The following is a 22,592-nucleotide window of genomic DNA, read 5'->3' as shown; positions in this document are numbered from 1 at the left end:
TTGCAAATAGGGGTTGCCAAACGTTTCAAACTCTATATAATAGCCAACCACTGAGACGCACTACCGAATCAGTTAACTGTCTATATTATGTTTGAGTTTAAACGCTAATAATGATAGAGTAACGGAAAATGGGGCTGTGGCGGAATTGGTAGACGCACCAGATTTAGGTTCTGGCGCCGCAAGGTGTGAGAGTTCGAGTCTCTCCAGCCCCACCATTTTCGGATAGTACATCTTAGACCAAATATCAAAGCCTGCTTTTTAGCAGGTTTTTTTGTGTCTGTTCTTTTTGTATTTAGAGTGTGGTGGATTTATATTTTCCGATTTATTTGCTTAGAGCCATTACCTGGCAATACTTTCTAAATCTAAAAGTATCTGCTTCATACTCTTATACCGCCTCTCTACTCGTTTCGCTAATGCCTTATTAATAATACCTTGATAGTGACTATATTTTAACGGCAAGGTTGGAATAGGTTGTTGGCAATGCTGAATCGCCCATGCTTTTAATTTGTCATTACTGTTAGCACATATCTGAAACGGTCGCTTGCCTGTTAGTATTTCAACCATCATGATGCCAAACGCATAGATATCACTTTGCACCGTTGCACCCTGTCCTTGCCAGCGTTCAGGGGCAAGATACGCAGGTGTACCAGCAGGACTTGCCAAAATTGAGGCGTTAAGACATTCTGCTAAGGCAAAATCGGTTAACAATAAATCAGCCTTGATACAGCTATCATCCACATGATTGGGCAAAAAATCATCTAGCAAAATATTGCTAGGCTTAATATCATTGTGTAGCCAGCCAGCGCTATGTAGAGTGGCGATAAGGTGCGCAGATTGCACCATAAAATGATGCTTTCGTTGAGAATTCAATAACGAATGATTTCGAACATTAAGCTGAGTTGCTAAGCTACCACTGGGATAACATGGCATGGTAAGTATCGTAAGCTGCGAAAACTGATCTAGTACCTGTACCCTTAGCATTTCATAAGCGAGCATTGGCGGAGCAATAGCAAAAAGACTGTCTTGAAATCTCTTTTGGTTGGCTGATAAATTATTGATAGATTTTAGAACACCGATTTCATGTGTTAAGCCAGCCAAACTTTGATTGGTAGCAGCCGTTAACTGCCATTTAATCATCACTCGACCAAACTGTAGATGCTGGGCACGCGTCAAGCCTTCGTAGTCATTCTCGTTATTATTATTGTTACTTTGCTGGCTGAGTCGTTGATGTGATACCTCGCGATAATGCAAGCTTGAGAATAACGCAGTCAATGTTGGCAACATTTGCTGCGCTTGCATTTGTAATGCTTGTTTTGCACACGCTTTTGCATTAGAGGAATTACTGGCACTATTTTTCATGGTAAAGTGATACCTCGATATAGCTAGTATGCCGAACGTCATTTTAATTTTATGAGCGACTAAGTATGATGCCCCAATCCACTAAGCCTGTTACGAATTACGCCCTACCCGACCATTTATTGGATTTACTCGGACAGTATCTACAAGAGCAAGTCACGCCCACTATCGAGATTGATCCTGCACAGTTGGCCTATCGCTGGGTCGGTGGTCATAATGGACATTTGGAGCCATTGGCAGTGAACTTATTTTTAAGTTTAGACGACTTGCACGGTATCGATACCCAAAAGGCAAAACTGGTACAAAACACACGACAATTTCTAAAGGGCTATCCTGCCAATCATGTCTTGATGACAGGGACACGTGGTGCTGGCAAATCATCGCTGATTCGGGCATTGCTACAAGCCTATCATAGTGAGGGGTTACGCATTATTGAAATTGCCCGTGATGACCTGCGAGTGCTTGATAAGATACGCGCCGCCATTAATGCACTGCCGACCGAGTGTGGTTGTCACTATGTGGTGTACTGTGATGACTTAGCATTTAATGGTCAAGACGAGAGTTATCGGACGTTAAAAAGCGTATTGGACGGATCGCTAGACTCAGAGCAAGACAAGTTATTGGTTTATGCGACCAGTAATCGCCGTCATCTATTGCCTCAGCTAATGAAAGACAATGTCAATATTTATAATGGTCAAACCGATGAGGTCAATCCTTATGAAACCATTGATGAGACGGTATCGCTGTCTGATCGCTTTGGGCTTTGGTTGTCCTTTCATCCAATGGATCAAAACACCTATTTGCACATCGTGCGCCATTATTTATCACTTTCGCTAAACCGCCATCTAGATAATGCTAATGACGTTAAAGAAAGTAATAATGAAGAAAAAAATAAGACACTACCTGATAACATCAGAGCAGCAGCGTTGCGCTGGGCATCAGAGCGCGGTGGACGTTCAGGACGAGTGGCGTATCAGTTTAGCCGCTACTGGATAGGACAGACACGATTAGCAGCTGAAGACAGTCCATCGTAAAGCTTAATTAAAAGTTATGTTTATGATGACGCTCAGTGCTTAACGACCGCGTGCAGAACCCACATATTGTACGCGGTTATTTTCGTTAATATCTGCCAAATCAACGGCACCATCGACCATGTATTGGTCAAAATCTGCGGCTAACCATAGATTACCTTTGTAAACGCTCTGAGCATCTAAACGAATGTATGCCATATTTGGCGTTTTGCTATTAGGATTATCAAAACCCTGATAACGCGCGCTAAAATGGGTCAATATTAGATTGTTTACACCACTTTTTTCCACAAAACCCGCCACCGATTGCGCACTACTATGCATTGGATCAAACTCTGGATTTTTGCCTTGAATTTTAGTCAATACCTCGTGCGTATATGTCGCTTCATGCACCAATAAATCCGTATCAACCAACGCCGCAGTGAGAGACGCTGGCGTATCGTTATCACCAGCCACCACTACTCGCGTTCGTGATAGGTCATCATTGACATAATCACCTGCACATAACTGCTGACCCTCTTCAGTAATAACGTCATGACCTTGTTGCAATTTACCCCATAGCGCGCTTGCAGGAATACCTTGCGCTAGCAGTTTATCCGTATCAAGCGTGCGATGATGGATAGTCTGCGTGATACCAAATGCATGAGAAGCAACCCGATGTGACAGCGCCGTGATATCGATATCAAGCTGATGCTGGTCACTTAATAGGATATTCACCTTGTTTGTATCACTTTGCTCAGACAGTACCTCTTCAATGGCTACAAAATTGAGAGCAAAGGGTAAATACAATTCCGTGGTTAAGGTAATGGCTTCGAGCAATGTCTTGATTGCTTTTGGGGCAATAAGCGTCAATGGCTCACGGCGTCCTGACATGGCGGCACTCGCTAATAGTCCTGGCAGACCATAACAATGATCGCCATGCACATGGGTAATACAAATCGCTTGGAGCTGATGCAAAGAAAGCTTGGTATGCAATAGCTGCTGCTGCGTGCCTTCACCGCAATCAATCAGTAGCCATGGACGCGATTTTTTATTTTGATTGATATTCTGTGGTTGATTGACTTGCTGGGCGCCAGATAAATAAGGATTCAGACATTCAATCGCCAGTGCGGTCACATTACGCTGTTTGGTTGGCACACCAGCAGAGGTACCCAAAAAAGTCAGCTTCAACATAGATTACCTCTCTTACACATGATACTTATCTGCTATGACAATTGGCACATCATGGTTTTTTGCGCTGCAACCATCTGCCCACCATTGGCCGTACATTCACTGACCATATTGGACTCATAAGATTTCCAGCCGCCATAAAAGCTGGCAATACATAGAATCACTACGAGCAATTTTTGTGACCATGCTTTAATGGATACCTGCTGATGGTTCACATTGTCAGCAGTAGTATCAAGCGCAGGCTTAGCAGCAATGCCAGTATCAGTATCAGTATGCTTGTTATGCGATTTATTTAAGTCTGTCATTTCTTATCCTAAAAAAGGTTTTGTCTATGAATAAACAAAACCCTTCGTTTTAATATCAAATCAGTCATTTATGAACGATTAAATGCGCCGCTTTTAGAACTTCAAACGACCACCCTTTTCTTCTGCACGCTTAAAGGCATCACGCTCTGCACAGCGTTTTAGCCAAATTAAGATATTGGCATATTTACTGCTATCTAATCCTGTACCAGCATTAGCACCTACAACCGCAAGATGCATTTGGATATCAGCAGCACTAAATTCGGCCCCTGCAAACCAATGATTGTCTTGCAAATGCTGCTCCATCATCGCCAATATAGCATCCAGACTTTTGCTTATCATATTTTTTTCGACTTGGTTGCGGATGCTTTTGCTCACAGGCTTGATGAGCATGGGCGACTGCTCAACCACTTTGGTAAATACCAAACGCATGACCAATGGCGGCATCACTGATGCTTCAGCGAAATGCAACCAAAACGTGTAAGCCTCCCACGCCGCTTCATTATCATCCGCAGGCTTGAACTGTTTCTCACTATCATAATGCTTCAACAAGTACTCAATAATAAAACCTGATTCGATGAGCACACGGTCATTTACTTCTAACATGGGTGCATGACCGAGCGGATGTATTTTTTTTAAACTGTCAGGCGCACGGTATGCTTTATTGCGCTTATAGCAAGTCAATTGATAATCGACGCCAAGCTCCTCTAACAGCCAAATAATACGAAATGAGCGCGAATTTGCTAAATGATGAAGGTGTAACATAAACCATCCTAGTTATAATGTGAATAAGTTATCGTATGAATAAGTCATAATATGTATAGTTGGTGCCACGCATTCTATTAGTAAACGTTGTTAAGCGTGGCAGCAATGCTATCGATAATAGCGTAATTAATGCCTCTTTAACACAGAAACTGTGTAGAGTAATGACGAAAAACATTGCCCGCTAAGTCAGGTCTATATCGACTTGCTGGCAGGTGCTACTTTGAATGCAGCTCTTCAATTTTGCGTGTCATCTTATGTATTTTTTGCTGATACTTTCTAATTTTACGGAAACGATGCGCGGTTAATACACCTTTAATACGGCGGTTTTTCAGACGGCGACGTGGTGGGAAGCTACCCACTTGTGGCTCATTATAACCATGCAAACGGTCATCACGCTTACGCGCCAAGTAACCAAGCGCACTATCCACAATCATCATCAACAACGCGACAAAAATCATGCCGTACATAAATAAAGAGCCGCCCTCATCGATACTTTGATGCAAAATCGTGATGGAAAATATAAATAAAAATATCGGCTCAAGGTAGCATAAAGTGCCAAATAATGAGACGGGCAGCTTTTGGCTGGCAACCATGGTCAATGACATCGCAGCCGTACTGATAATGCCTAATAGTGGCAACAGATACCAAAACTTATCGGTAGATATCGCCAGCGCAAACCCGCCATTGAGATATAAAGCAATCAACACCACCGGCGTCAATAAAACAAGGTCAGAGATAAGCCCTGTAATCGGCGGCACTGCCAATTTACGACGCAGTAGATAATAGGGCGGATAACCCAAGCAAACAAATAAAGTCGCCCAAGAAATACTGCCGTACTGAAAGACATCATAGGCAATACCTGCGCCTGCGCAAATGGTGGCAATCCATTGTAACAAGCTCATGTCTTCGTTATAAAAAAACCGACCAACCATAATCATAATCATTGGATATAAAAAGTAACCCAGTGTCACCTCAAGCCCCAAATCATTGACAGGTGCCCACATAAATATCCAGATTTGCGCGCCCAATATTGGTGTGGGTATGATAAATAAAAACCATTCTTTGGGCGACTTTAGGGTTTTGAGATAATCAAAAATATGCTGCCACTGCTTAAGCACACTAATCAGCAGCACCAGACTCAATAGCATCATCAGTACGCGCCAAGAAGCGACTTGCGTCCCTGACAACGGCTGCATCAATAGACCAAATAAGAATAGCAATGAATATAAAAAATTTGCTGCCACTGCAGCGATGGTACCTTGCGACGTTTGATTCGTGGTAAGCATAACGACAACCTTGAAAAATGAGCGCACGTCCTTGGCAATTTTAGAAAAAAACAAAAGCCTCCGACGCGGACGTCGAAGGCTTTTTGATCTATAAACTCTGTTATCTACAACATAATCATATAAGATTGAGATAAATACTTGGAATATATCGTGTTTATCTTGTGGTCGGTATTATGTCAAAGTCAGAATAGATAAGCAATACACCTGCTTCACTAAAGCGTTCACCTACCCATTCATCGGCTTATTTTACACTCAGCTGCTCGATTTTTTGCTGTATTCTATCCATCTTTTTTTGATAGCGCCGAATCTTGCGAAAACGATGCGCGGTTAAAACTCCATCGATACGCTGATCTATGAAACGACGACGCGGCGGAAACCCGCCCACTTGTGGCTCTCTATAGCCATGCAAATGATTGTCACGGCGGCGCTTAAGATAACCTTTTATACTATCAGCAATCATCACCAGTAACGCCAAACTTACCATACCATACATGAATAAAGAGCCGCCCTCATCGAGGCTTTGACTTAGAATAGTGATGGATAAAACAAACAGCAGCATAGGCTCGACATAGCTTAATGCCCCAAATAATGACACGGGTAATTTGCTACTGGCAATCATGGTTAAGGACATCGCCAGCGCACTAAAGGCTCCTAGCAGTGGTAATAAATACCAGAACTTGATGTCCTGTGCTGCCGTACTAAAGCCGCCGCTAAAATACAACATAATGAGCACCACTGGCGTTAACAAAGCCAAATCAGACAACAGCCCTGTGATAGGCGGCACAGCCAGTTTACGCCGCAATAGATAATAGGGTGGATAGCCCAAGCACACAAACAACGTTACCCAAGATACTGAGCCATATTGAAAGATATCATAGCCAATACCTAAGGCTGCACATAGCGCGGCCACCCACTGCAACGCACTCATATGCTCGTGATAAAAAAATCGACCAAGTACAATCATCACCAGCGGTAACAGAAAATAGCCCAAGGTGACATCCAGACCAAAGCCATTGACCGGTGCCCACATAAATAGCCAAATTTGACCACCCAAAATCGGTGTGGGCAAAATAAATATCAGCCACTCTTTCGGAGTTTTTAAGGTTTTCAAATAATCAAAAACATGTTGCCATTGCTTGGTAAAACTGACCAACAATAGCAAACTTAGCAGCATCATGAGCACGCGCCATGAGGCTACCTGCGTACCTGTCAAAGGCAGCATAAAAAGCCCAAACACAAACATCATCGAAAATAAAAAACTCGATGATATCGAAGCAAGGGTTCCTTGAAAAGTTTGATTGGTCGAGAGCATAACAACAGCCTTAAAAAATAGAACTTTATGGGCATTATTTATAAAAAATTAGAGCAGCAGAAACTTAAAGGCAGACTCTAAAAATAGATGACATACAGAAAAAAATAAAAGCCTCCGACGATAACGTCAGAGGCTTTTTATAGAACAATCATATAAGACTAGATCAAAAAGCTAACTACTGAGACATTTATTCGTCGTCTGCGTTTTCACCGTCTGTACTATCAACATCTAATTCATTGTCAGTAGCAATATCCATAACGTCATTCGTTGCTGTGTTGCCAGTCGCCGCATCGATGTCTATCTGCTCTTGACCTTCTACATCAAATGTACCGTCTTCTCTCATAGCATCGACCAGCTCATCATCGCTTTCTTCATGCTCGACACGCGCCATGGCAACCAGTTTCTCATCTTTTGATAGACGAATCAGCGTGACACCTTGCGTATTACGACCAGAACTGGCCACATGCTCAACTGGTGTACGAACTAACGTGCCTTTGTCTGAGATTAGGATAATGTCATCTTCAGGATCAACCTTAGTGGCACGAACTAGCGCACCATTACGTTCACTGGTCTTGATAGCGATAACACCACCACCACCACGATTTTGCGTATTGAACTCATCAATGAATGTACGTTTACCAAAGCCGTTTTCACAAGCGATTAAGATTTCGCGTACATCATCTTCAATAACTACCAATGATTTGATAAATTCTTCAGCAGACAGACGCATACCACGGACGCCTTTCGCAGTACGGCCCATCGCACGAGCATCATTCTCATCAAAACGAATGGCTTTACCACTTGAAGCAAATAACATCACTTCTTGGCTACCATTAGTAATACGAGCGCTGACCAGCTTATCGCCTTCTTCTAGCCCAACTGCAATAAGACCGTTCGAGCGAATATTGGCAAACTGCTTAAGCTCTACCCGCTTCACCGTACCATTGGCGGTTGCAAAGAACACAAAAGGTGGCTCTGCTTGCGTGCTGTCGTCTAATAGATCATCATCCCCATCTATTAGATCATCTGTTAATGCGTCACCTTTTACCGATAGCTCTTCCACTATTTTTGGAATCGGTAGTATCGTAGTGACGGTTTCATCAGGATTTAAGCCAATTAAATTCACTAATGGACGACCGCGAGCACCTCGACTGGCAATCGGCACTTCAAAACCACGTAAGCTAAAGACACGACCGCTATCCGTGAAGCACAATACGGTAGCGTGCGTTGAAGTCACAACCAAATGATCAATCACATCATCTTCTTTCATTGCGGTTGCAGACTTACCTTTACCGCCACGTTTTTGCGCGACATAATCGTCAATCGGCTGAGTTTTTGCATAACCAGTACGCGAGACCGTCATGACAACCGTCTGTTCAGGAATCAAATCTTCACGGTTAAAGTCAGTACGTGAGTCAATAATATCGGTACGGCGCTCATCACCAAAGTTATCACGAATCTCAATCATCTCATTGGAGATAATGGTCATTAGCTTATCAAAATCACCAAGAATAGACTCTAAATGAGCGATTTCACGTAGCAAATCTTGGTATTCTTCGGTCAATTTGTCTTGCTCAAGACCCGTTAGACGATGCAACTGCATATCTAAAATCGCGTTGACCTGCTCAAGTGATAAGCGATAACGTTCTTCGCCCTCAATCAAGCCAAATGGTGCTTTAGGATCTTCGCCTTCGATATAGTCAGGACGCACAGATTGACTACCAGCAGCAGTAAGCATCGCCACCACGCTACCTGAACCCCACGTATTATTTAATAGGCTTTCACGTGCCAAACCGCGGTTTGCAGAGGCTTTAATCGTTGCAATAATCTCGTCGATATTGGCTAATGCAACGGTCAAACCTTCGAGCAAATGACCACGTACGCGCGCTTTGTTCAGCTCATAAATCGTACGGCGTGTCACCACTTCTTGGCGATGACGTACAAAGGCGGCAATCAGCTGACGCAAAGTTAGTAGCTTAGGCTGACCATTATCGAGCGCCACCATATTGATACTAAAGCTTGATTCGAGCGGCGTTTGCAAGAACAAGTTATTAACGATGACTTCAGCAGTCTCGCCGCGACGCAAATCAATGGCGATACGCATACCATCTTTGTCAGACTCGTCACGAATCTCGCTAATACCTTCAATCTTTTTATCACGTACCAGCTCTGCGATACGCTCAATCATTTTGGCTTTATTAGATTGATAAGGTACTTCGGTAAAGACAATACGCTCACGATCGCGGTTGACACCCGTATCACTCATGGCTTCAATATGATAGCGACCACGGATGTGCAAACGACCTTTACCCGTGCGATAAGCATCTAAAATACCAGCGCGACCATAAATGATACCGCCTGTAGGAAAGTCAGGACCTGAGATGTGTGACATCAACTCTTCAGCTGATACTTGTGGGTTTTCGGCATAAGCCAAACAAGCATTAATCACTTCTGTCAGGTTGTGCGGCGCCATATTAGTCGCCATACCAACAGCAATACCAGTCGCACCATTAATGAGTAAGTTTGGAACACGCGCTGGCATGACGCTAGGCATACGCTCAGAACCATCGTAGTTGTCTTCCCAATCAACGGTGTCTTTGTCTAAATCAGCAAGCATCTGATGCGTCAGCTTGGTCATACGTACTTCGGTATAACGCATGGCAGCCGGAGGATCATCATCGATCGAACCAAAGTTACCTTGACCGTCAACCATCGGATAACGCAAACTAAAATCCTGCGCCATCCGCACAATGGCATCATAGACCGCACTATCGCCATGTGGGTGATATTTACCAATGACATCGCCGACGACACGTGCAGACTTCTTATATGGCTTATTATAGTCGTTAGATAGCACGTGCATGGCGTACATCACACGGCGGTGTACAGGTTTGAACCCATCACGCACATCAGGCAGCGCACGCGAGACAATCACGCTCATCGCATAATCCAGATAGGATTGCTTTAGTTCCTCTACGATGCCAATAGGACTGACCGATTCGCTCATATACACTCCTTCACTCACATTGTTTTTCTAATGTTGACACGTTTGTTCAAGATACTCATGGGTTATACAAAAATATAGCTGCATCAATGCGCAGCTACTATCAGAATAGTGACCCTAAAAAAGCACTGTCAAAGGTGCAAAACAATAGGAAAATAGTGATACGGTTTTTGTTAAAAATAATGTTCAATTAAAGAAGCTATTTTAGCACAAATTTGCTGATTTAGGGGCGTCTGGCTGTTATTAAAATTAAGCAAAACAGCTGATTAGCGGTTTTTTTCACTCTAATAACAAGGGTAAAAACAACTTTAACGACATACTTGTTTTGATTGACTGATTTTGCCGTTTTTGCAAACAAATTTACCATCTTTTGAGCAGTGAGATACGCCGCCCATTTTGCCCGAACAAGGTGTATTCTTAGCCTGTGCTTGACTGATCGAAGCTACCATAAAGACACAGGCAATTAGTGATAATATTATCGATTTCATATTTTTCTCTTATTGAGGATTAAATGATATTCATGAAAAAACTGCATCCAGTGGATACAGTTTTTTCGATAGTCAGGCTATTTTTTATGGTTAAAATGACCTCTATTAAGCAGGTTTAAATTCCTGATTAAAGAACTCACGTGTGGCTTGCGTACACGCTGGGCTAACTAAGCCGCCATGATAGTTGGTATAAAAAGCCAATAACGGCACGCCACCTTGTGCAGTCGCATCCGCTTTCACCTTTTCAACGCTATTGCTGAAGTTTGTTTGTACATTGGTTACGATATCAGTGGCATTCCATTTGTTCATTGATGCCTGTCCAATCATCATAAAGGTCGATTTATCTGGACGCTCAGCAGCATTGTCTTTATCGACATCCAATACCGTAATATTGAGTTTTTTGGCGGAGTTTTTGTCAGAGGCTGCTTGTAATATTTCTACCATAGAGCCTGTATTAGTATCAAAATAAACCGTCGGGTCTTGGTTACCGCCACAAATAAGTGTCGGCATTGTCGGCACATAGCCACGTAAGTCATTATCCTTTAGTGCTTTACGTAAGTTATTCTCAGGAGCTACAGCTGGCATTTTGTTGCCGTTTTCTGTCATTAACCCATCGGGATGCTTAATGGTATCCGCTACATAAGCTGCGCGAAAATCCGTCTTAATCAAATAGTCATTTTCATCATAACCGCCCAGCACAGAAAACAACTTCCCTTGTGATAAACCAGTAAATATTGCATCGGTAGGGTTCTTTTGAAATAGAGCATTATTGGGCAGTTTGCCCGCCGCGACTAAGTCGCCAAATGCTGTCTCACTTGGTAACTGGGCATCGGCATACTTATCCAAGAATATGTCTGATTTTTTACCATAAATATTGCCATACTTTTCTTGTAAACCAATGCCAAGTAATGGCGCAAATCTAGACGCTCCAATATTGACGTTTCCTCTAAATATTTCATCGCCAAATGCTGCTAAAGCATAAGGCCCTGATAAAGGTGCAATGGCAGTGACAGGCTCATCATTTTTCTCGAACATTCTTGCAGTTGCCATCGCCACATGCCCGCCCTGTGAGTAACCACTGATAAATAACTTACCAGAGTCATCAAGGTTGGTGTAATCAGGATCATTAGCGCGCTGTTGTCTTGCAATGATGGTACGGGCACTGTCTAATGCATCAGCCATGTCAGTGGCTTGTTGTTCAGCCACAAGGTATGGATGGTAATCAAGATCAGACTCATCATAACCAGCATAGTTTGGTGCAACGACGATGTAGCCTTGAGCCGCAAAGTTGGCAGCGATTAATGTCGACTCACCAGCGGCTGGATTTTGAGGATTAGCGACTTGACTAAAATCGTAGCCTTTATCCGTAGTTGTGCCATGGGCATACAGCAAGATAGGTCGATCGCCTTGGCAGTCAGCACTGTCACCACTTGGTAGCATCAAAGCTGCTGTCGCGTTGGTACGCTCACCCGCTGCCCCTACTGTCGGATAGCTGACTTTTTCGATTTTGATATCGCATTTGGCATCAGGGGTTGCCGCACCATCAAGACCGAACTGGGTATTTATTTGCGCGATGTTAAATGAGCTGATTGATTTAACTGACATCGCAGAGTCAGAGCCTATGACAGTATCAAAGTCATTGTCATCGCCACAACCGACGAGCAGCAAGCTACTGGCAATGGCGACCGATAATAGGCAGCGTAGCATCACAGGCTTGCCCGTCGTAATGGATACTGATTGATGGGTACTGCTAGGTGATTTGTCATTTATAGCGGTAGTAGATTTAGATACGATCATGGTTGCTGTCCTTAGCGGTGGTAGATCAGACGTTTGCTGAGAGTCCTTGACAATAAAAAATTTCAGTATGGCAGACTCTTTTTATTGAATGGTTTTTATTGAATACATTAGATTATCAAATATTTTCAATAAAACTTACTCAATAATTGTTTCTTAAACCTTACTACTTATACCGTAAAATATTGTGAAAAGCTACTGGAAAACGGGTATTTAATAGCATCTTTAACGCTATGGTAAAGCTAGTATTGGTGTCAAGCCTAGCTTAGATTTTATCTTTGTTGTACGATGTTCCAAAATACCACCCTAATACAGATAGCGCTTTATGCAAACCAATAGTGAAAGTACCAAAGAACATGACAACCAATCGGCTGATCTGACACAACCAATTGACGCATCAGGCGATATACGTGCCGATCGTAGCTTCGATGCGATTGCGGATCATTTTGAAAAAAAGGTCTACGGTGGCTTAAAAGGCGATATTCGATTGGCGGTGCTACGCCGTGATATCTTTGAATATAGCGCGCAAATGAGCAAAAGCCTTGGGCGACCTTTACGTATTTTGGATGTAGGTGCAGGGCTCGCACAGATTGCAATAGAGCTTGCAGCTCAAGGTCATACATTGGTCATCAATGATATCTCAGCTAATATGCTAGAAAAAGCGAAAGCGAGTGCCGCGCAGATAGACGAAGACCTGAATATCACATGGTACGTTTGCCCTTATCAGGAGCTGCCAGAAAAGCTGGGTACAGAAAATAGTGAAAAGTTTGATTTAATCATGTGTCATGCGCTGCTTGAATGGTTGGCAGAGCCCGCTGCCGTGATGGACTTTTTTGATCAGCAATTAACGGATAATGGTGCGCTATCTTTATGCTTTTATAACCCAGCAAGCTTTGATTATCGCAACCTAATCATGGGGAATTTCAACTTACTCGATAATACAGAATATAAGGCGGATAACAAAAAAAGCCTCACGCCCAACCATCCTGTCGCCAAAGAAGAAGTTGAATCTTGGTTGGCTGCGCATCATTATCAGACCATACGCACCAGTGGTCTGCGCGTATTTCATGATTATGCCCCGCTTAAGCGTGGTGGTCACAATGACCCAGAAGCCGTGATACGCATGGAGCTGCGCTACTCGCAATTAGAGCCATATAAATGGTTGGGACGTTATTTGCACATATTGGCGACACGATAAGCTTAAGTGCAAGCCGCAGTTGTTTGACGTAAACATGAATTAATATAGTCGCCGCAGTTTAAAGTAGATACAAGGCAGCCAAGCGTCAATAGCATACCGTGTGCATGTCGCGAGGTTAATACCCTAATCATTTATAAATGCTGCGACTATTCTGTCTCATCAACTCTTTCTGACCTATCATACTCTGACCAAGTCGTCGCATTGATGTCTTTTTCATCAAATACCACGACGTGCTCTAAGATAGGTAAAATACCAATCTGTGACCCAATCTCGTGATTATGGTGACTGGCGACTAAAGACAGTACCGTTTGCCCGTCGTCAAGTTGCAAGCGATATAAATAGTTGGCACCGCGAAATACGCGTCCAACGACTAAAGCGGTTTGGTTGCTCTCATCGTCATGAATGATATCATCAGGGCGCACCAACACCTTAATCGGCGTACCGTTAGGATAATCGTACTCGCAATACTGTGGATACCCTGATTCATCATACACTTCCATACGTCGATAGATATCGCCTAATGCCGTCTCAACATGGCCTTCTTTGATGATGCCATCTATCATCGCGCCTTCGCCGACAAACTCGGCGACAAAAGGACTGATTGGCTCGTGATATAGCTCACTTGGGGTTGCCCACTGTACCAGCTTACCTTTATGCATCACCCCCACTTTATCAGCCAGTGCAAAAGCTTCGTTTTGATCATGAGTGACCAGTATTGCCGTGGTATTGGTGCGTTTAAGAATATCACGGACATTCATTGCCAATGATTCACGTAGCACCACATCTAGATTAGAAAACGGCTCATCAAGTAGTAATAGTTTTGGCTTTGGCGCTAATGCACGGGCTAATGCCACCCGCTGCTGCTGACCACCTGATAGCTCATTTGGACGTTTGTCAGCATGCTCAGACAATTCAACCAGCTCTAGCATCTCAGCGACACGGGATTTTTTGTCAGAGGCAGACCATTTATTCAGACCAAAAGCGATGTTTTTTGCCACGCTCAAATGCCCAAATAACGCATAATCCTGAAACACCATACCCATACCGCGTTTGGCGGGTGCGACGGCAAATGAGTTGCGGTCAGTTTTATCAGTAAGACATTGATTGTTTAAGAGAACCGTACCATCACGGCTTTGTTCCAGCCCTGCAATCGCTCTTAGTGCCGTGGTCTTGCCGCAGCCGCTATAGCCCAAAAAGCAACCAATCTCGCCTTGCTTCAATTGCAATGACAAACCATTGACGATAATCGTATCGTCATAACCGACGATTAAATCTTGCACACTAAAATAAGGACTAGTAGCCGTAGCTGCCTCAGTATTTGTCTCAACATCTTGGCTAAAAGCACTGCTTTTTTCTAAAGACTTACTAGGCTGGGCGGGCGACGTCTTAATTTGAGCAACTGGTAATTTTTTTATATGCTCCAGTCTTGCCTTGGCCTTTATTGACTTGGCATTGATTGATTTAGAGTCTGCTGAGCCTTTCATTGAATCAGTGTACATAGACGGTACCAGTTAGCTATTAGTAAATAAAACCCATAGATAAAACAGTGAAAACAATCATAAAATGGAGCGTCATCGGATAATGCAGATTCACTCTAAAAACACCTTAACCTTGCTTATCGCTTTGACGCAATAATATCCAAACAGGCAGCAGCCCAACCAGCACAATCAATAAACTGGGCAACGCAGCTCGTCCCCACATGCCTTCACTGGTCATCTCAAACACCCGCACCGCCAGCGTATCCCAGCCTTGACGACGCGTCATTAACGTAATCGGCATCTCTTTCATGACTTCAACAAACCCCATCAACAGTCCTGTCAATATTCCCGGACTAATAACAGGCAACATCACTTGCCGCCAGCGCTGGTAAGTACTGTCACTCAGTAATTTGGCGGCCGCTTCTTGATTGACCGTTAGTCGCTGTAGCTGTCGATCAACTGGCTGAAAACTCACCGTCATAAAACGCGTCGATAATGCCAATAGCATCACTATCACACTGCCTGATAGCACTTGCTGCGTGGTAATCCCAAAGGCAATCATTTGGTTGTCTAGCCAAGCAATTGGTATAAAGATGCCCACTGCCAATACTGTACCCGGCACCACATAACCCAAATTTGCCAAAGTAGTCATGAGCTTGGTCAATTTATCAGGATACTGCCGCTTAATCCACGCAATGATAATCGCCAAAAAGGCAATAAAAATCGTGGTCATGCTAGCAATCATGAGGCTGTTGGTCACAAAATCAATATAGCGCGCATCGAAATCTTGGCGAAAGTTCAATGCCGTCCAGTAGATGAGCTGCAAAAGTGGGATTAAAAAAGCGCCAGCAAATACCAAGGTACATAGCAATGTCATACCCAATTTCGCAGGCGTGCTGGCATCAAAACGCTGACTGCTGCCTTGAGTCACGTTATTGCCGCGCTTGGTTTGCCAATACTGCTCAAACAATACCACAATAAAGATCACACCGATGAGCAAAGCCGCCAATTGTGCCGCAGTGGTCAAACTAAAGAAGCCAAACCATGCTTTGTAAATAGCCGTGGTAAAGGTATCAACATTAAAGACTGACACGGCACCAAAGTCTGCCAAGGTTTCCATACTGGCAAGCAATAATCCGCCAATAATCCACGGCAATGCTTGTGGTAATGCCAACCGAAAAAACACGCGGCTACGGCTTAAGCCCAGCATTTGTCCTGCTTCAATCGCTCGCCTGCCTTGCGATAAGAACGCTTGACGCGCCAACAAATAGACATAGGGATAAAATGCTAGGGACAATACCAAACCTGCTCCCCAGACATTACGGATCGAAGGAATCGCTGCATCAAAGCCTAGGTCGCGCAGACCTGTCTGTAATGGTCCACTAAAATCAACAATACCAATGGTGACAAACGCCAATACATAGGCAGGTATCGCCAGCGGTAACATCAGCGCCCACGAAAAAAACCGCTGTCCAGGGAAGCGGTACATACTGGTTACCCAAGCAAGCGCGGTGCCAATAGTGCCAGACACAACCGTTACCATCAGCAATAAAATTGCGGTATTTTTAAGCACTTGCGGCAGCACATAATCTGCCATGTGCGTCCAGATATCAGCAATTGGCTGCGTCCAAGATAGCAACACAATCAAAATTGGCAAAAGCATAAACGACGAAATCAGTCCTAAGACTGATTTTGAGATAATACGTTTACGGACGGCGTGGTCTTGGCTGACAGTCTGCTTTCCATCAATATTATGATTATCCATATTGTTGGCATTAGCACTATCATTGACTGTATCGTTTTGACGTACAGACGCGTCTGGCGTTTTGATCATATCATTATTACCGTGTCATACGCATAAAGACCTTATAACATTATACCAAACTCAAAAATACGGCTAAAAACACTGTCTGCTTTGAACATAAACACTATCATTTAGCCTATCAAGCTTGATACTCATGCTTGATAGGCATTGTCATTTTTGAGAATGGTATGACTGTCAATACCTTATTTATAACCTGCTTTGTCCATCAACTGAATGGCTTGGGTTTGTAGCTCACCAAACTTTTGCACATTGATATCGTCTTTTTTGAACTCACCCCATGATCTGAGCATTTCTGACTCATCAACCCCTACTTTTACTGGGAATTCTTTGTCTGAGCTGGCATAAAGACCTTGCGCCTCATCAGAAGACAACCATTCTATCAGTTTAAGCGTACCCTCTGGATTGTCTGAACCTGCGACCACACCAGCACCTGAAATATTTACGTGTGTACCAGTCGTGCCTTGGTTTGCCCAAAATATTTTCACAGGGAAGTTAGGTTTTTCATCGAGCAGACGACCGTAGTAGTAACTGTTGGCAATGCCCACTTCACACTGACCAGCAGCGATGGCTTCTAGCATACTGGTATCATCGCTGAACACGTCAGTAGCTAAGTTAGCGACCCAACCACGGACGATTTCTTCGGTTTTCTCTTCGCCCAAATGCTCCATCATACTGGCCACAAGTGACTGGTTATAGACCTTTTTAGAGGTACGTAGGCATAACTTGCCTTTCCACTTCGGATCAGCTAAATCTGCATAAGTAGACAATTGGTCGGCACTGACTTTACTTGGGTCATAAAAGATCGTACGAGCACGCAATGATAGCCCTGTCCACTGACCTTTTGGATCACGATATTTGGCAGGGACATTTTCTTCTAACACAGTAGATGATACTGGTTGTAACAAGCCTTGCTGAGCGGCTTGCCATAAGTTACCCGCATCAACCGTGAGCAGCATGTCGGCTGGCGTGTTCTGACCTTCAGCTTGCAAACGCGCCATGAGCGGACCTGTACTATCTGTGACCAGCTCAATCTTCACACCTGTCTGTTCGGTATAACGGTCTAGCAATGGCTTAATCAGCTGCTCATTTCGCGAAGAATAAATGGTAATCGTTTGACCACCTTCACTCGTAGCACCATCATTAGCAGCTGGTTGCTCAGTAGCCGCCGCTGATGTCTCCGCCTCCACGCTCTCTTCTGTTGTAGATGAATTGCTACAACCAGCCAGTCCCAACATCATGCCAAATACGGCAACAGGCAAGATAAGCTTAGTAGAAGTTAGGTTAGCGCTAATGGCATTCAATGACATGGTTTTCCCCATAATGATGCTACGAAAAGATGAGATAAATAGACGAGATGACAATAAGATAAGACGGCGCTAAAGACCTCTAACAATAAGGTTCAATCACGCGATAATCTCTGAAACAACATACTAATAGAAATGAGATTAATTATCAATACATTTGTTTAACTCAGAAATGCACCGATAATTTGGCTCAACTGTCTCTTTTTAAGGACAAATTTATAGATCTTCATGGAGTAATGTATAGATTTTCTAATTGATGGCATGTCTTAATTATCTTTCAATGATCTGCTGATTCACGACAGCAACCATTGACCTAAAATCACATTGACGGCGGCTTCTGTACGCAGGATACGCGAGCCTATAGTAACTGCCGCGCAACCTTGAGTGGCAAGCAGTGCTATTTCATAATCAATCCAGCCGCCCTCGCTACCGATGCAAACCAGACTTGGCAATCCTAACGATGGCGGCTGTTGTAGATACTGTGTAAAGGATAGCTCACTATACGGGTGCGCCGCGATGGCTCGATTGGTTACCAAACCTGCCAGCTCATCTTCCACGAATGGCTTGAAGCGTTTTTGTAAAGTGATACGAGGCGCGATGGTATCAACCCCTTGTTGCAGCCCTTCTAATACAAACTCATCAAGGCGCTCAAGCATCGGACTTTGCCAATAGCTTTTTTGCGTGCGATAGCTGTTGATTAGGATAATATCGCGCACCCCAAGCGCGGTCATATCCATAATTAAGCGTCGTAGCACTTTAGGACGCGGTAGTGCCAACACAACGGTCAAATCTAGCTTTGGTGGCGGCGAAGTGGTGAGCTGAATATCACGCAACTCAATAGCATCAGAGCGGATGCTCTCAATCACAGCAGTGCCCAAATGACCGCCCATTTGACCGATTTTCAGCGTATCACCAACTTTTGCTGTTAGTACTTTATTGACGTGATTTATTTGTGATAATTCATCAATATATGCCGCATCCGAAGAGAAGTTTTCAATGGGTAATAATAGACAATTCATAGCAGCTCTTGGCTTGGTTGTTGAATAGCATGCTGCTCGACAACCTCTTTAATCATGGTAAATTGGCGGGTCAGTACGGCTTGCTGTTGTCTCGTCATTCGCGCGCCAGCTTGCCCTGCTTGTTCCGCTACCTCAAGATCACTGAGCCAAGACACTAGCTGCTGATAAATGAGCGCTACCTCCTCTTTAGCGGCAGGCTTCTTACGAGAGGATTGTTGATTCGTATCATCATCAGTAGTAGCCGCATTAACAGTAATGGGACGATAGAAAACATTGTTTGGCTGATATAACGCGCCGACCTCCGCCAATTTATCCACCACGCTTTGACAAGACTGCGTATAGCGTCCCATGAGCACAGGCGTTGCCACACTCGCTGGCTCAACGGGATTGTGCCCACCGACATCTACTAACGAGCCGCCGACCAGTGCCACATCTGCCAACTTATACCACGCCATCAGCTCACCCATGCTATCAGCCAGATAGACTTGTGTGTCTACATGAATGCTATCTTCTGCACTACGCCGTGCCATTGTTAATTCAGACGCTTGAATGAACGCTGCTACTTCATCAAAACGTTCAGGATGTCTAGGTACAATGATAAGCAGCGCATCAGCGAGCGCGGGATGTGACAATAGCTGTTGATGCAATGACAGTGCCGTCTCTTCTTCGCCACTATGGGTACTTGCGGCAACCCAAATCGGTCGACCAGCGATATTCATCTCTTTTGCTAATGTGGACTCTTTGACCGATTCAAAATATTGGTTTGGTACACTAGAATTTTCTGTATAGTCAGCTTCTATATCTTCAATTTGAGGCGTATTAATCACCCATTTGAGTGAACCTGCGACACGAATTTGCGCGCTATTCGCACCCAACTGTCGAAAGCGTTTAGCAGAGTCGCTGTCTTGGGCGATAATCAAAGTCAGATTTTTCATCATACTGGCACTGACCGCAGCGATTTTTTGATAACTTTTAAAAGAAGACGCTGACAGCCGACCGTTGACCAAGATACTGGGAATATGGTGTTCGGATAATTTGGTTAGGATATTTGCCCACAGTTCCGTTTCGACAAACAGAGCAGCGATGGGCTTTACATGCGCCAAAAAAGCCTCAATCACAGTTGGGCTGTCGACAGGTACGTAGCTATGGCTCATCCGACCTTGAGCAATATCATCGGCGAAACGGCTAGCACCGCGAGCAAAACCTGTCTGCGTGGTATTGGTTAGCCATATTTGATAGCCATCAGCCAATAATGTATCTAATAATGGCGCGACGGTATTGGTCTCGCCCAATGACACCGCATGACACCAAATAACGCCTTTATCAGTTTGCGCATTAGTCACTTTAGCCACTGGCCGCGGTGGATATTGTTTGCCAAAACGCTGCGCCACTTCTTGTTGATAGTTGTCGCGGTTGTGTGAGCGTTGCCAAACTTGGAGTCGATATAGCGGCTTAAGTAAGCCAATGGCGCACTGATAATACAAAGGCGCAGTATAAACAGTGCGACTGGGCAACGATACTGGGTCAGTCGCTTCTAAAGGACAATCAGAGGATATAGGAGAAGATGGCATAAAGTTGCCCAGATTAGTAATGGCTTAAATAATATAGTCAATTCACTATAAAAGAGTGACGGCATTAACCTCTTTAAATTAAATCGACTATAGTAAGGTGACGGTAAAAAATGCGCCAATTCTACCTGAATTTAGCGATTAACAATACGCTTTACAGCGTGTTGCCATAAAATATTTTAGACAATAATTAGGATCAATATTGCCACTACGAGTATGGCGGCGAATAGCAGCTGATAGCGCTTCATGCTATGTTGCTCTTGTTTTTGTGTCGTTATCAGCGCTTGCGCCTGCTGCCATTGCCCTACTACGCTCGCCGCTTCCGCGTGTCCATTCTTTGCTGCTTGCTCTAGCCAATATTTGCCAGTGTCTATATCTTGCGCCACGCCGACCCCTTGGTAATACATCTTGCTTAGTAGGCGCTGCGCACGACTGTCATTTTTGCTGGCTGCCTGCTTAACCCACTCAACCCCTGACGCTGTAGCAGCACCCTTATCAACCGTTAATCCTTCGCCAAGTAATTCATACATTGCCAAATGTAGCATGGCAGCACTATTACCCGCCTGCGCCGCCTCTTGTAGTGTTAATAGCGCTTGCTTTTTTGTCGTTAAATGACTCTCTGAAAAGCGCATTTGTGCGCGCGGCTGACTTTGCTTGGCGATATGCTGTTCTAACTGCTCCAACACTTTATGGGCTTGCTGATACTCACTATTGCCAGCCGTTTGAACGACTTCTATGTTATCTAGCTCTACGAGTAGTTGCGTAAAAATCGCAGGCGTTGGCAATTCTTGAGGAGAAGGCACTGCCGATGGTAGTGGCTGCTCTAATACCGTATTTTCTGAGGTTGTATGAGGTTGCACTGTTTCTGATTTAGACAGCACAGGCTTAGTTTGGCTCTCTTGCTGAGACAGGTTCTGAGATTCTGGCACAGCATGTGGCGTATGACTCAACCCTTCTTTTTCTAACGGTTTCTGACTATCAACCGTTTTAATGCGCTCTACATTAGCGCTTGTATTTGGTGTGCTGATATTAATGGCTGGTGTGATTGAACTGGCAACGTGATCGTCGTGCGCATGTGGCAACCTTGCGCTAACCGCTTGATAAAGACCACTCGCCACTTGACCGCCTTGTACCGCCTCAAACGGCCGATCAATATGACCAAATAGACGCATCCCTATCGGCTCTAGTGCAAAAAACAATGACGTAACGCTATTAGCATCAGCCGACTGACAATAGACAACCGCCATGTATTGATAAAAATCATCGGTTGTAAGAGCCAGTTCAGGATAGCGCTTATGTAGCTCAAACTGTCCATACCAATGCGGCGTACTTTGCCATTGCTGTGCTAATACTCGCCCTGCATAAAACGCCAAAAATACCATAAAGTTACGATAGCGTTCATCGAGCAATAATCTCTCTTCATGCCATCGACCAGTTTTAACCATCTCACGGCGTATGTGCGACAGCAGCGTATCGACTCGCTGTAAGCTTGCCAATGACTCATCTAAGATACAATCACGAAGCTCGCTTTCGTAAGCAATGCCACCAGCGATAGGACGATCCGCTAGAAAGTCTTGCCAATAGCCTGCTGCAATATAATCAAAGGGCGTTAGAGGTGATGCAGACGATGCATACATAGACAAGCGCATCCTTTATCGGGATAAATTAATAGTAATAAAAATAAGGTCATCATGG

General features: G+C 44.1%; 17 protein-coding genes and 1 tRNA gene. 3 read left to right on the top strand and 15 right to left on the bottom strand.

The window, feature by feature from the left end; genetic code table 11:
• The first annotated feature begins 130 nt into the window (after positions 1–130).
• Positions 131–215: transfer RNA gene (locus Q6344_04020), tRNA-Leu, on the top strand.
• A gap of 124 nt (positions 216–339) precedes the next feature.
• Here Q6344_04020 and Q6344_04015 read toward each other — a convergent pair.
• Positions 340–1,359, bottom strand: coding sequence for a protein kinase (locus Q6344_04015; GenBank protein WLG14510.1), 1,020 nt, complete (start codon positions 1,357–1,359; stop codon positions 340–342).
• 68 nt (positions 1,360–1,427) lie between these two features.
• Between Q6344_04015 and Q6344_04010 the strand changes: the two genes are divergently transcribed.
• Positions 1,428–2,390, top strand: coding sequence for an ATP-binding protein (locus Q6344_04010; protein ID WLG15141.1), 963 nt, complete (start codon positions 1,428–1,430; stop codon positions 2,388–2,390).
• Positions 2,391–2,429: 39 nt separating this feature from the next.
• On the opposite strand, the gene Q6344_04005 is transcribed toward Q6344_04010, so the two are convergent.
• The 8 genes from Q6344_04005 to Q6344_03970 form a co-directional block, all read right to left on the bottom strand.
• Positions 2,430–3,557 (bottom strand): ribonuclease Z, encoded by a 1,128-nt coding sequence (locus tag Q6344_04005; protein WLG14509.1) that lies wholly within the window; start codon positions 3,555–3,557, stop codon positions 2,430–2,432.
• 32 nt (positions 3,558–3,589) lie between these two features.
• On the bottom strand, positions 3,590–3,859 hold the full coding sequence (locus Q6344_04000) for a hypothetical protein (GenBank protein ID WLG14508.1): 270 nt from the start codon (positions 3,857–3,859) through the stop codon (positions 3,590–3,592).
• 93 nt (positions 3,860–3,952) lie between these two features.
• On the bottom strand, positions 3,953–4,621 hold the full coding sequence (locus tag Q6344_03995; protein ID WLG14507.1) for a glutathione S-transferase: 669 nt from the start codon (positions 4,619–4,621) through the stop codon (positions 3,953–3,955).
• 215 nt (positions 4,622–4,836) lie between these two features.
• Positions 4,837–5,907, bottom strand: a complete 1,071-nt coding sequence (gene rarD / locus Q6344_03990; GenBank protein ID WLG14506.1) for an EamA family transporter RarD — start codon at positions 5,905–5,907, stop codon at positions 4,837–4,839.
• A gap of 241 nt (positions 5,908–6,148) precedes the next feature.
• Entirely contained in the window at positions 6,149–7,219 is a 1,071-nt protein-coding gene (rarD, locus tag Q6344_03985; protein WLG14505.1) for an EamA family transporter RarD, read from the bottom strand.
• A gap of 187 nt (positions 7,220–7,406) precedes the next feature.
• The gene (gyrA, locus tag Q6344_03980; GenBank protein WLG14504.1) at positions 7,407–10,226 is read right to left on the bottom strand and encodes a DNA gyrase subunit A; all 2,820 of its coding nucleotides are present in this window, start codon (positions 10,224–10,226) and stop codon (positions 7,407–7,409) included.
• A gap of 305 nt (positions 10,227–10,531) precedes the next feature.
• Entirely contained in the window at positions 10,532–10,711 is a 180-nt protein-coding gene (locus Q6344_03975; protein WLG14503.1) for a hypothetical protein, read from the bottom strand.
• 105 nt (positions 10,712–10,816) lie between these two features.
• Positions 10,817–12,508 carry an alpha/beta fold hydrolase gene (locus Q6344_03970; protein WLG14502.1) on the bottom strand — a complete coding sequence of 564 codons (1,692 nt, stop codon included), beginning with the start codon at positions 12,506–12,508 and terminating at the stop codon, positions 10,817–10,819.
• 322 nt (positions 12,509–12,830) lie between these two features.
• Between Q6344_03970 and Q6344_03965 the strand changes: the two genes are divergently transcribed.
• Positions 12,831–13,703, top strand: coding sequence for a methyltransferase domain-containing protein (locus Q6344_03965; GenBank protein WLG14501.1), 873 nt, complete (start codon positions 12,831–12,833; stop codon positions 13,701–13,703).
• A gap of 146 nt (positions 13,704–13,849) precedes the next feature.
• Here Q6344_03965 and Q6344_03960 read toward each other — a convergent pair whose 3' ends face one another.
• The 6 genes from Q6344_03960 to Q6344_03935 all read right to left on the bottom strand — a co-directional run bounded on the left by Q6344_03960 (position 13,850) and on the right by Q6344_03935 (position 22,534).
• Positions 13,850–15,202 (bottom strand): ABC transporter ATP-binding protein, encoded by a 1,353-nt coding sequence (locus tag Q6344_03960; GenBank protein ID WLG14500.1) that lies wholly within the window; start codon positions 15,200–15,202, stop codon positions 13,850–13,852.
• 106 nt (positions 15,203–15,308) lie between these two features.
• Positions 15,309–17,015 carry an iron ABC transporter permease gene (locus Q6344_03955; protein WLG14499.1) on the bottom strand — a complete coding sequence of 569 codons (1,707 nt, stop codon included), beginning with the start codon at positions 17,013–17,015 and terminating at the stop codon, positions 15,309–15,311.
• A gap of 173 nt (positions 17,016–17,188) precedes the next feature.
• Positions 17,189–18,313, bottom strand: a complete 1,125-nt coding sequence (locus Q6344_03950; GenBank protein ID WLG14498.1) for an extracellular solute-binding protein — start codon at positions 18,311–18,313, stop codon at positions 17,189–17,191.
• Positions 18,314–18,603: 290 nt separating this feature from the next.
• Complete coding sequence (locus tag Q6344_03945; protein ID WLG14497.1) at positions 18,604–19,329, bottom strand: 16S rRNA (uracil(1498)-N(3))-methyltransferase; 726 nt, start codon at positions 19,327–19,329, stop codon at positions 18,604–18,606.
• The gene (locus Q6344_03940) at positions 19,326–20,900 is read right to left on the bottom strand and encodes a 3-deoxy-D-manno-octulosonic acid transferase (protein ID WLG14496.1); all 1,575 of its coding nucleotides are present in this window, start codon (positions 20,898–20,900) and stop codon (positions 19,326–19,328) included. The genes Q6344_03945 and Q6344_03940 overlap by 4 nt, the downstream gene beginning before the upstream one ends.
• Positions 20,901–21,076: 176 nt before the next feature.
• Complete coding sequence (locus Q6344_03935; GenBank protein ID WLG14495.1) at positions 21,077–22,534, bottom strand: tetratricopeptide repeat protein; 1,458 nt, start codon at positions 22,532–22,534, stop codon at positions 21,077–21,079.
• Positions 22,535–22,592: the final 58 nt, after the last annotated feature.

It is taken from the genome of Psychrobacter cibarius (assembly GCA_030686115.1).
Taxonomy (GTDB): domain Bacteria; phylum Pseudomonadota; class Gammaproteobacteria; order Pseudomonadales; family Moraxellaceae; genus Psychrobacter; species Psychrobacter cibarius_C.
This window is presented reverse-complemented; position numbering and strand designations above follow the sequence as displayed.

Excerpts from the sequence above, each read along its gene's own strand:
- Q6344_03960 (WLG14500.1), bottom strand. The coding sequence starts at position 15,202 with ATGTACACTGATTCAATGAAAGGCTCAGCAGACTCTAAATCAATCAAT.
- Q6344_03975 (WLG14503.1), bottom strand. The coding sequence starts at position 10,711 with ATGAAATCGATAATATTATCACTAATTGCCTGTGTCTTTATGGTAGCT.
- rarD (WLG14505.1), bottom strand. The coding sequence starts at position 7,219 with ATGCTCTCGACCAATCAAACTTTTCAAGGAACCCTTGCTTCGATATCA.
- Q6344_04015 (WLG14510.1), bottom strand. The coding sequence starts at position 1,359 with ATGAAAAATAGTGCCAGTAATTCCTCTAATGCAAAAGCGTGTGCAAAA.
- Q6344_03935 (WLG14495.1), bottom strand. The coding sequence starts at position 22,534 with ATGTATGCATCGTCTGCATCACCTCTAACGCCCTTTGATTATATTGCA.
- Q6344_03970 (WLG14502.1), bottom strand. The coding sequence starts at position 12,508 with ATGATCGTATCTAAATCTACTACCGCTATAAATGACAAATCACCTAGC.
- Q6344_03995 (WLG14507.1), bottom strand. The coding sequence starts at position 4,621 with ATGTTACACCTTCATCATTTAGCAAATTCGCGCTCATTTCGTATTATT.
- Q6344_04010 (WLG15141.1), top strand. The coding sequence starts at position 1,428 with ATGCCCCAATCCACTAAGCCTGTTACGAATTACGCCCTACCCGACCAT.
- Q6344_03945 (WLG14497.1), bottom strand. The coding sequence starts at position 19,329 with ATGAATTGTCTATTATTACCCATTGAAAACTTCTCTTCGGATGCGGCA.
- Q6344_03965 (WLG14501.1), top strand. The coding sequence starts at position 12,831 with ATGCAAACCAATAGTGAAAGTACCAAAGAACATGACAACCAATCGGCT.
- Q6344_03950 (WLG14498.1), bottom strand. The coding sequence starts at position 18,313 with ATGTCATTGAATGCCATTAGCGCTAACCTAACTTCTACTAAGCTTATC.
- rarD (WLG14506.1), bottom strand. The coding sequence starts at position 5,907 with ATGCTTACCACGAATCAAACGTCGCAAGGTACCATCGCTGCAGTGGCA.
- Q6344_03940 (WLG14496.1), bottom strand. The coding sequence starts at position 20,900 with ATGCCATCTTCTCCTATATCCTCTGATTGTCCTTTAGAAGCGACTGAC.
- Q6344_04000 (WLG14508.1), bottom strand. The coding sequence starts at position 3,859 with ATGACAGACTTAAATAAATCGCATAACAAGCATACTGATACTGATACT.
- Q6344_04005 (WLG14509.1), bottom strand. The coding sequence starts at position 3,557 with ATGTTGAAGCTGACTTTTTTGGGTACCTCTGCTGGTGTGCCAACCAAA.
- gyrA (WLG14504.1), bottom strand. The coding sequence starts at position 10,226 with ATGAGCGAATCGGTCAGTCCTATTGGCATCGTAGAGGAACTAAAGCAA.
- Q6344_03955 (WLG14499.1), bottom strand. The coding sequence starts at position 17,015 with ATGATCAAAACGCCAGACGCGTCTGTACGTCAAAACGATACAGTCAAT.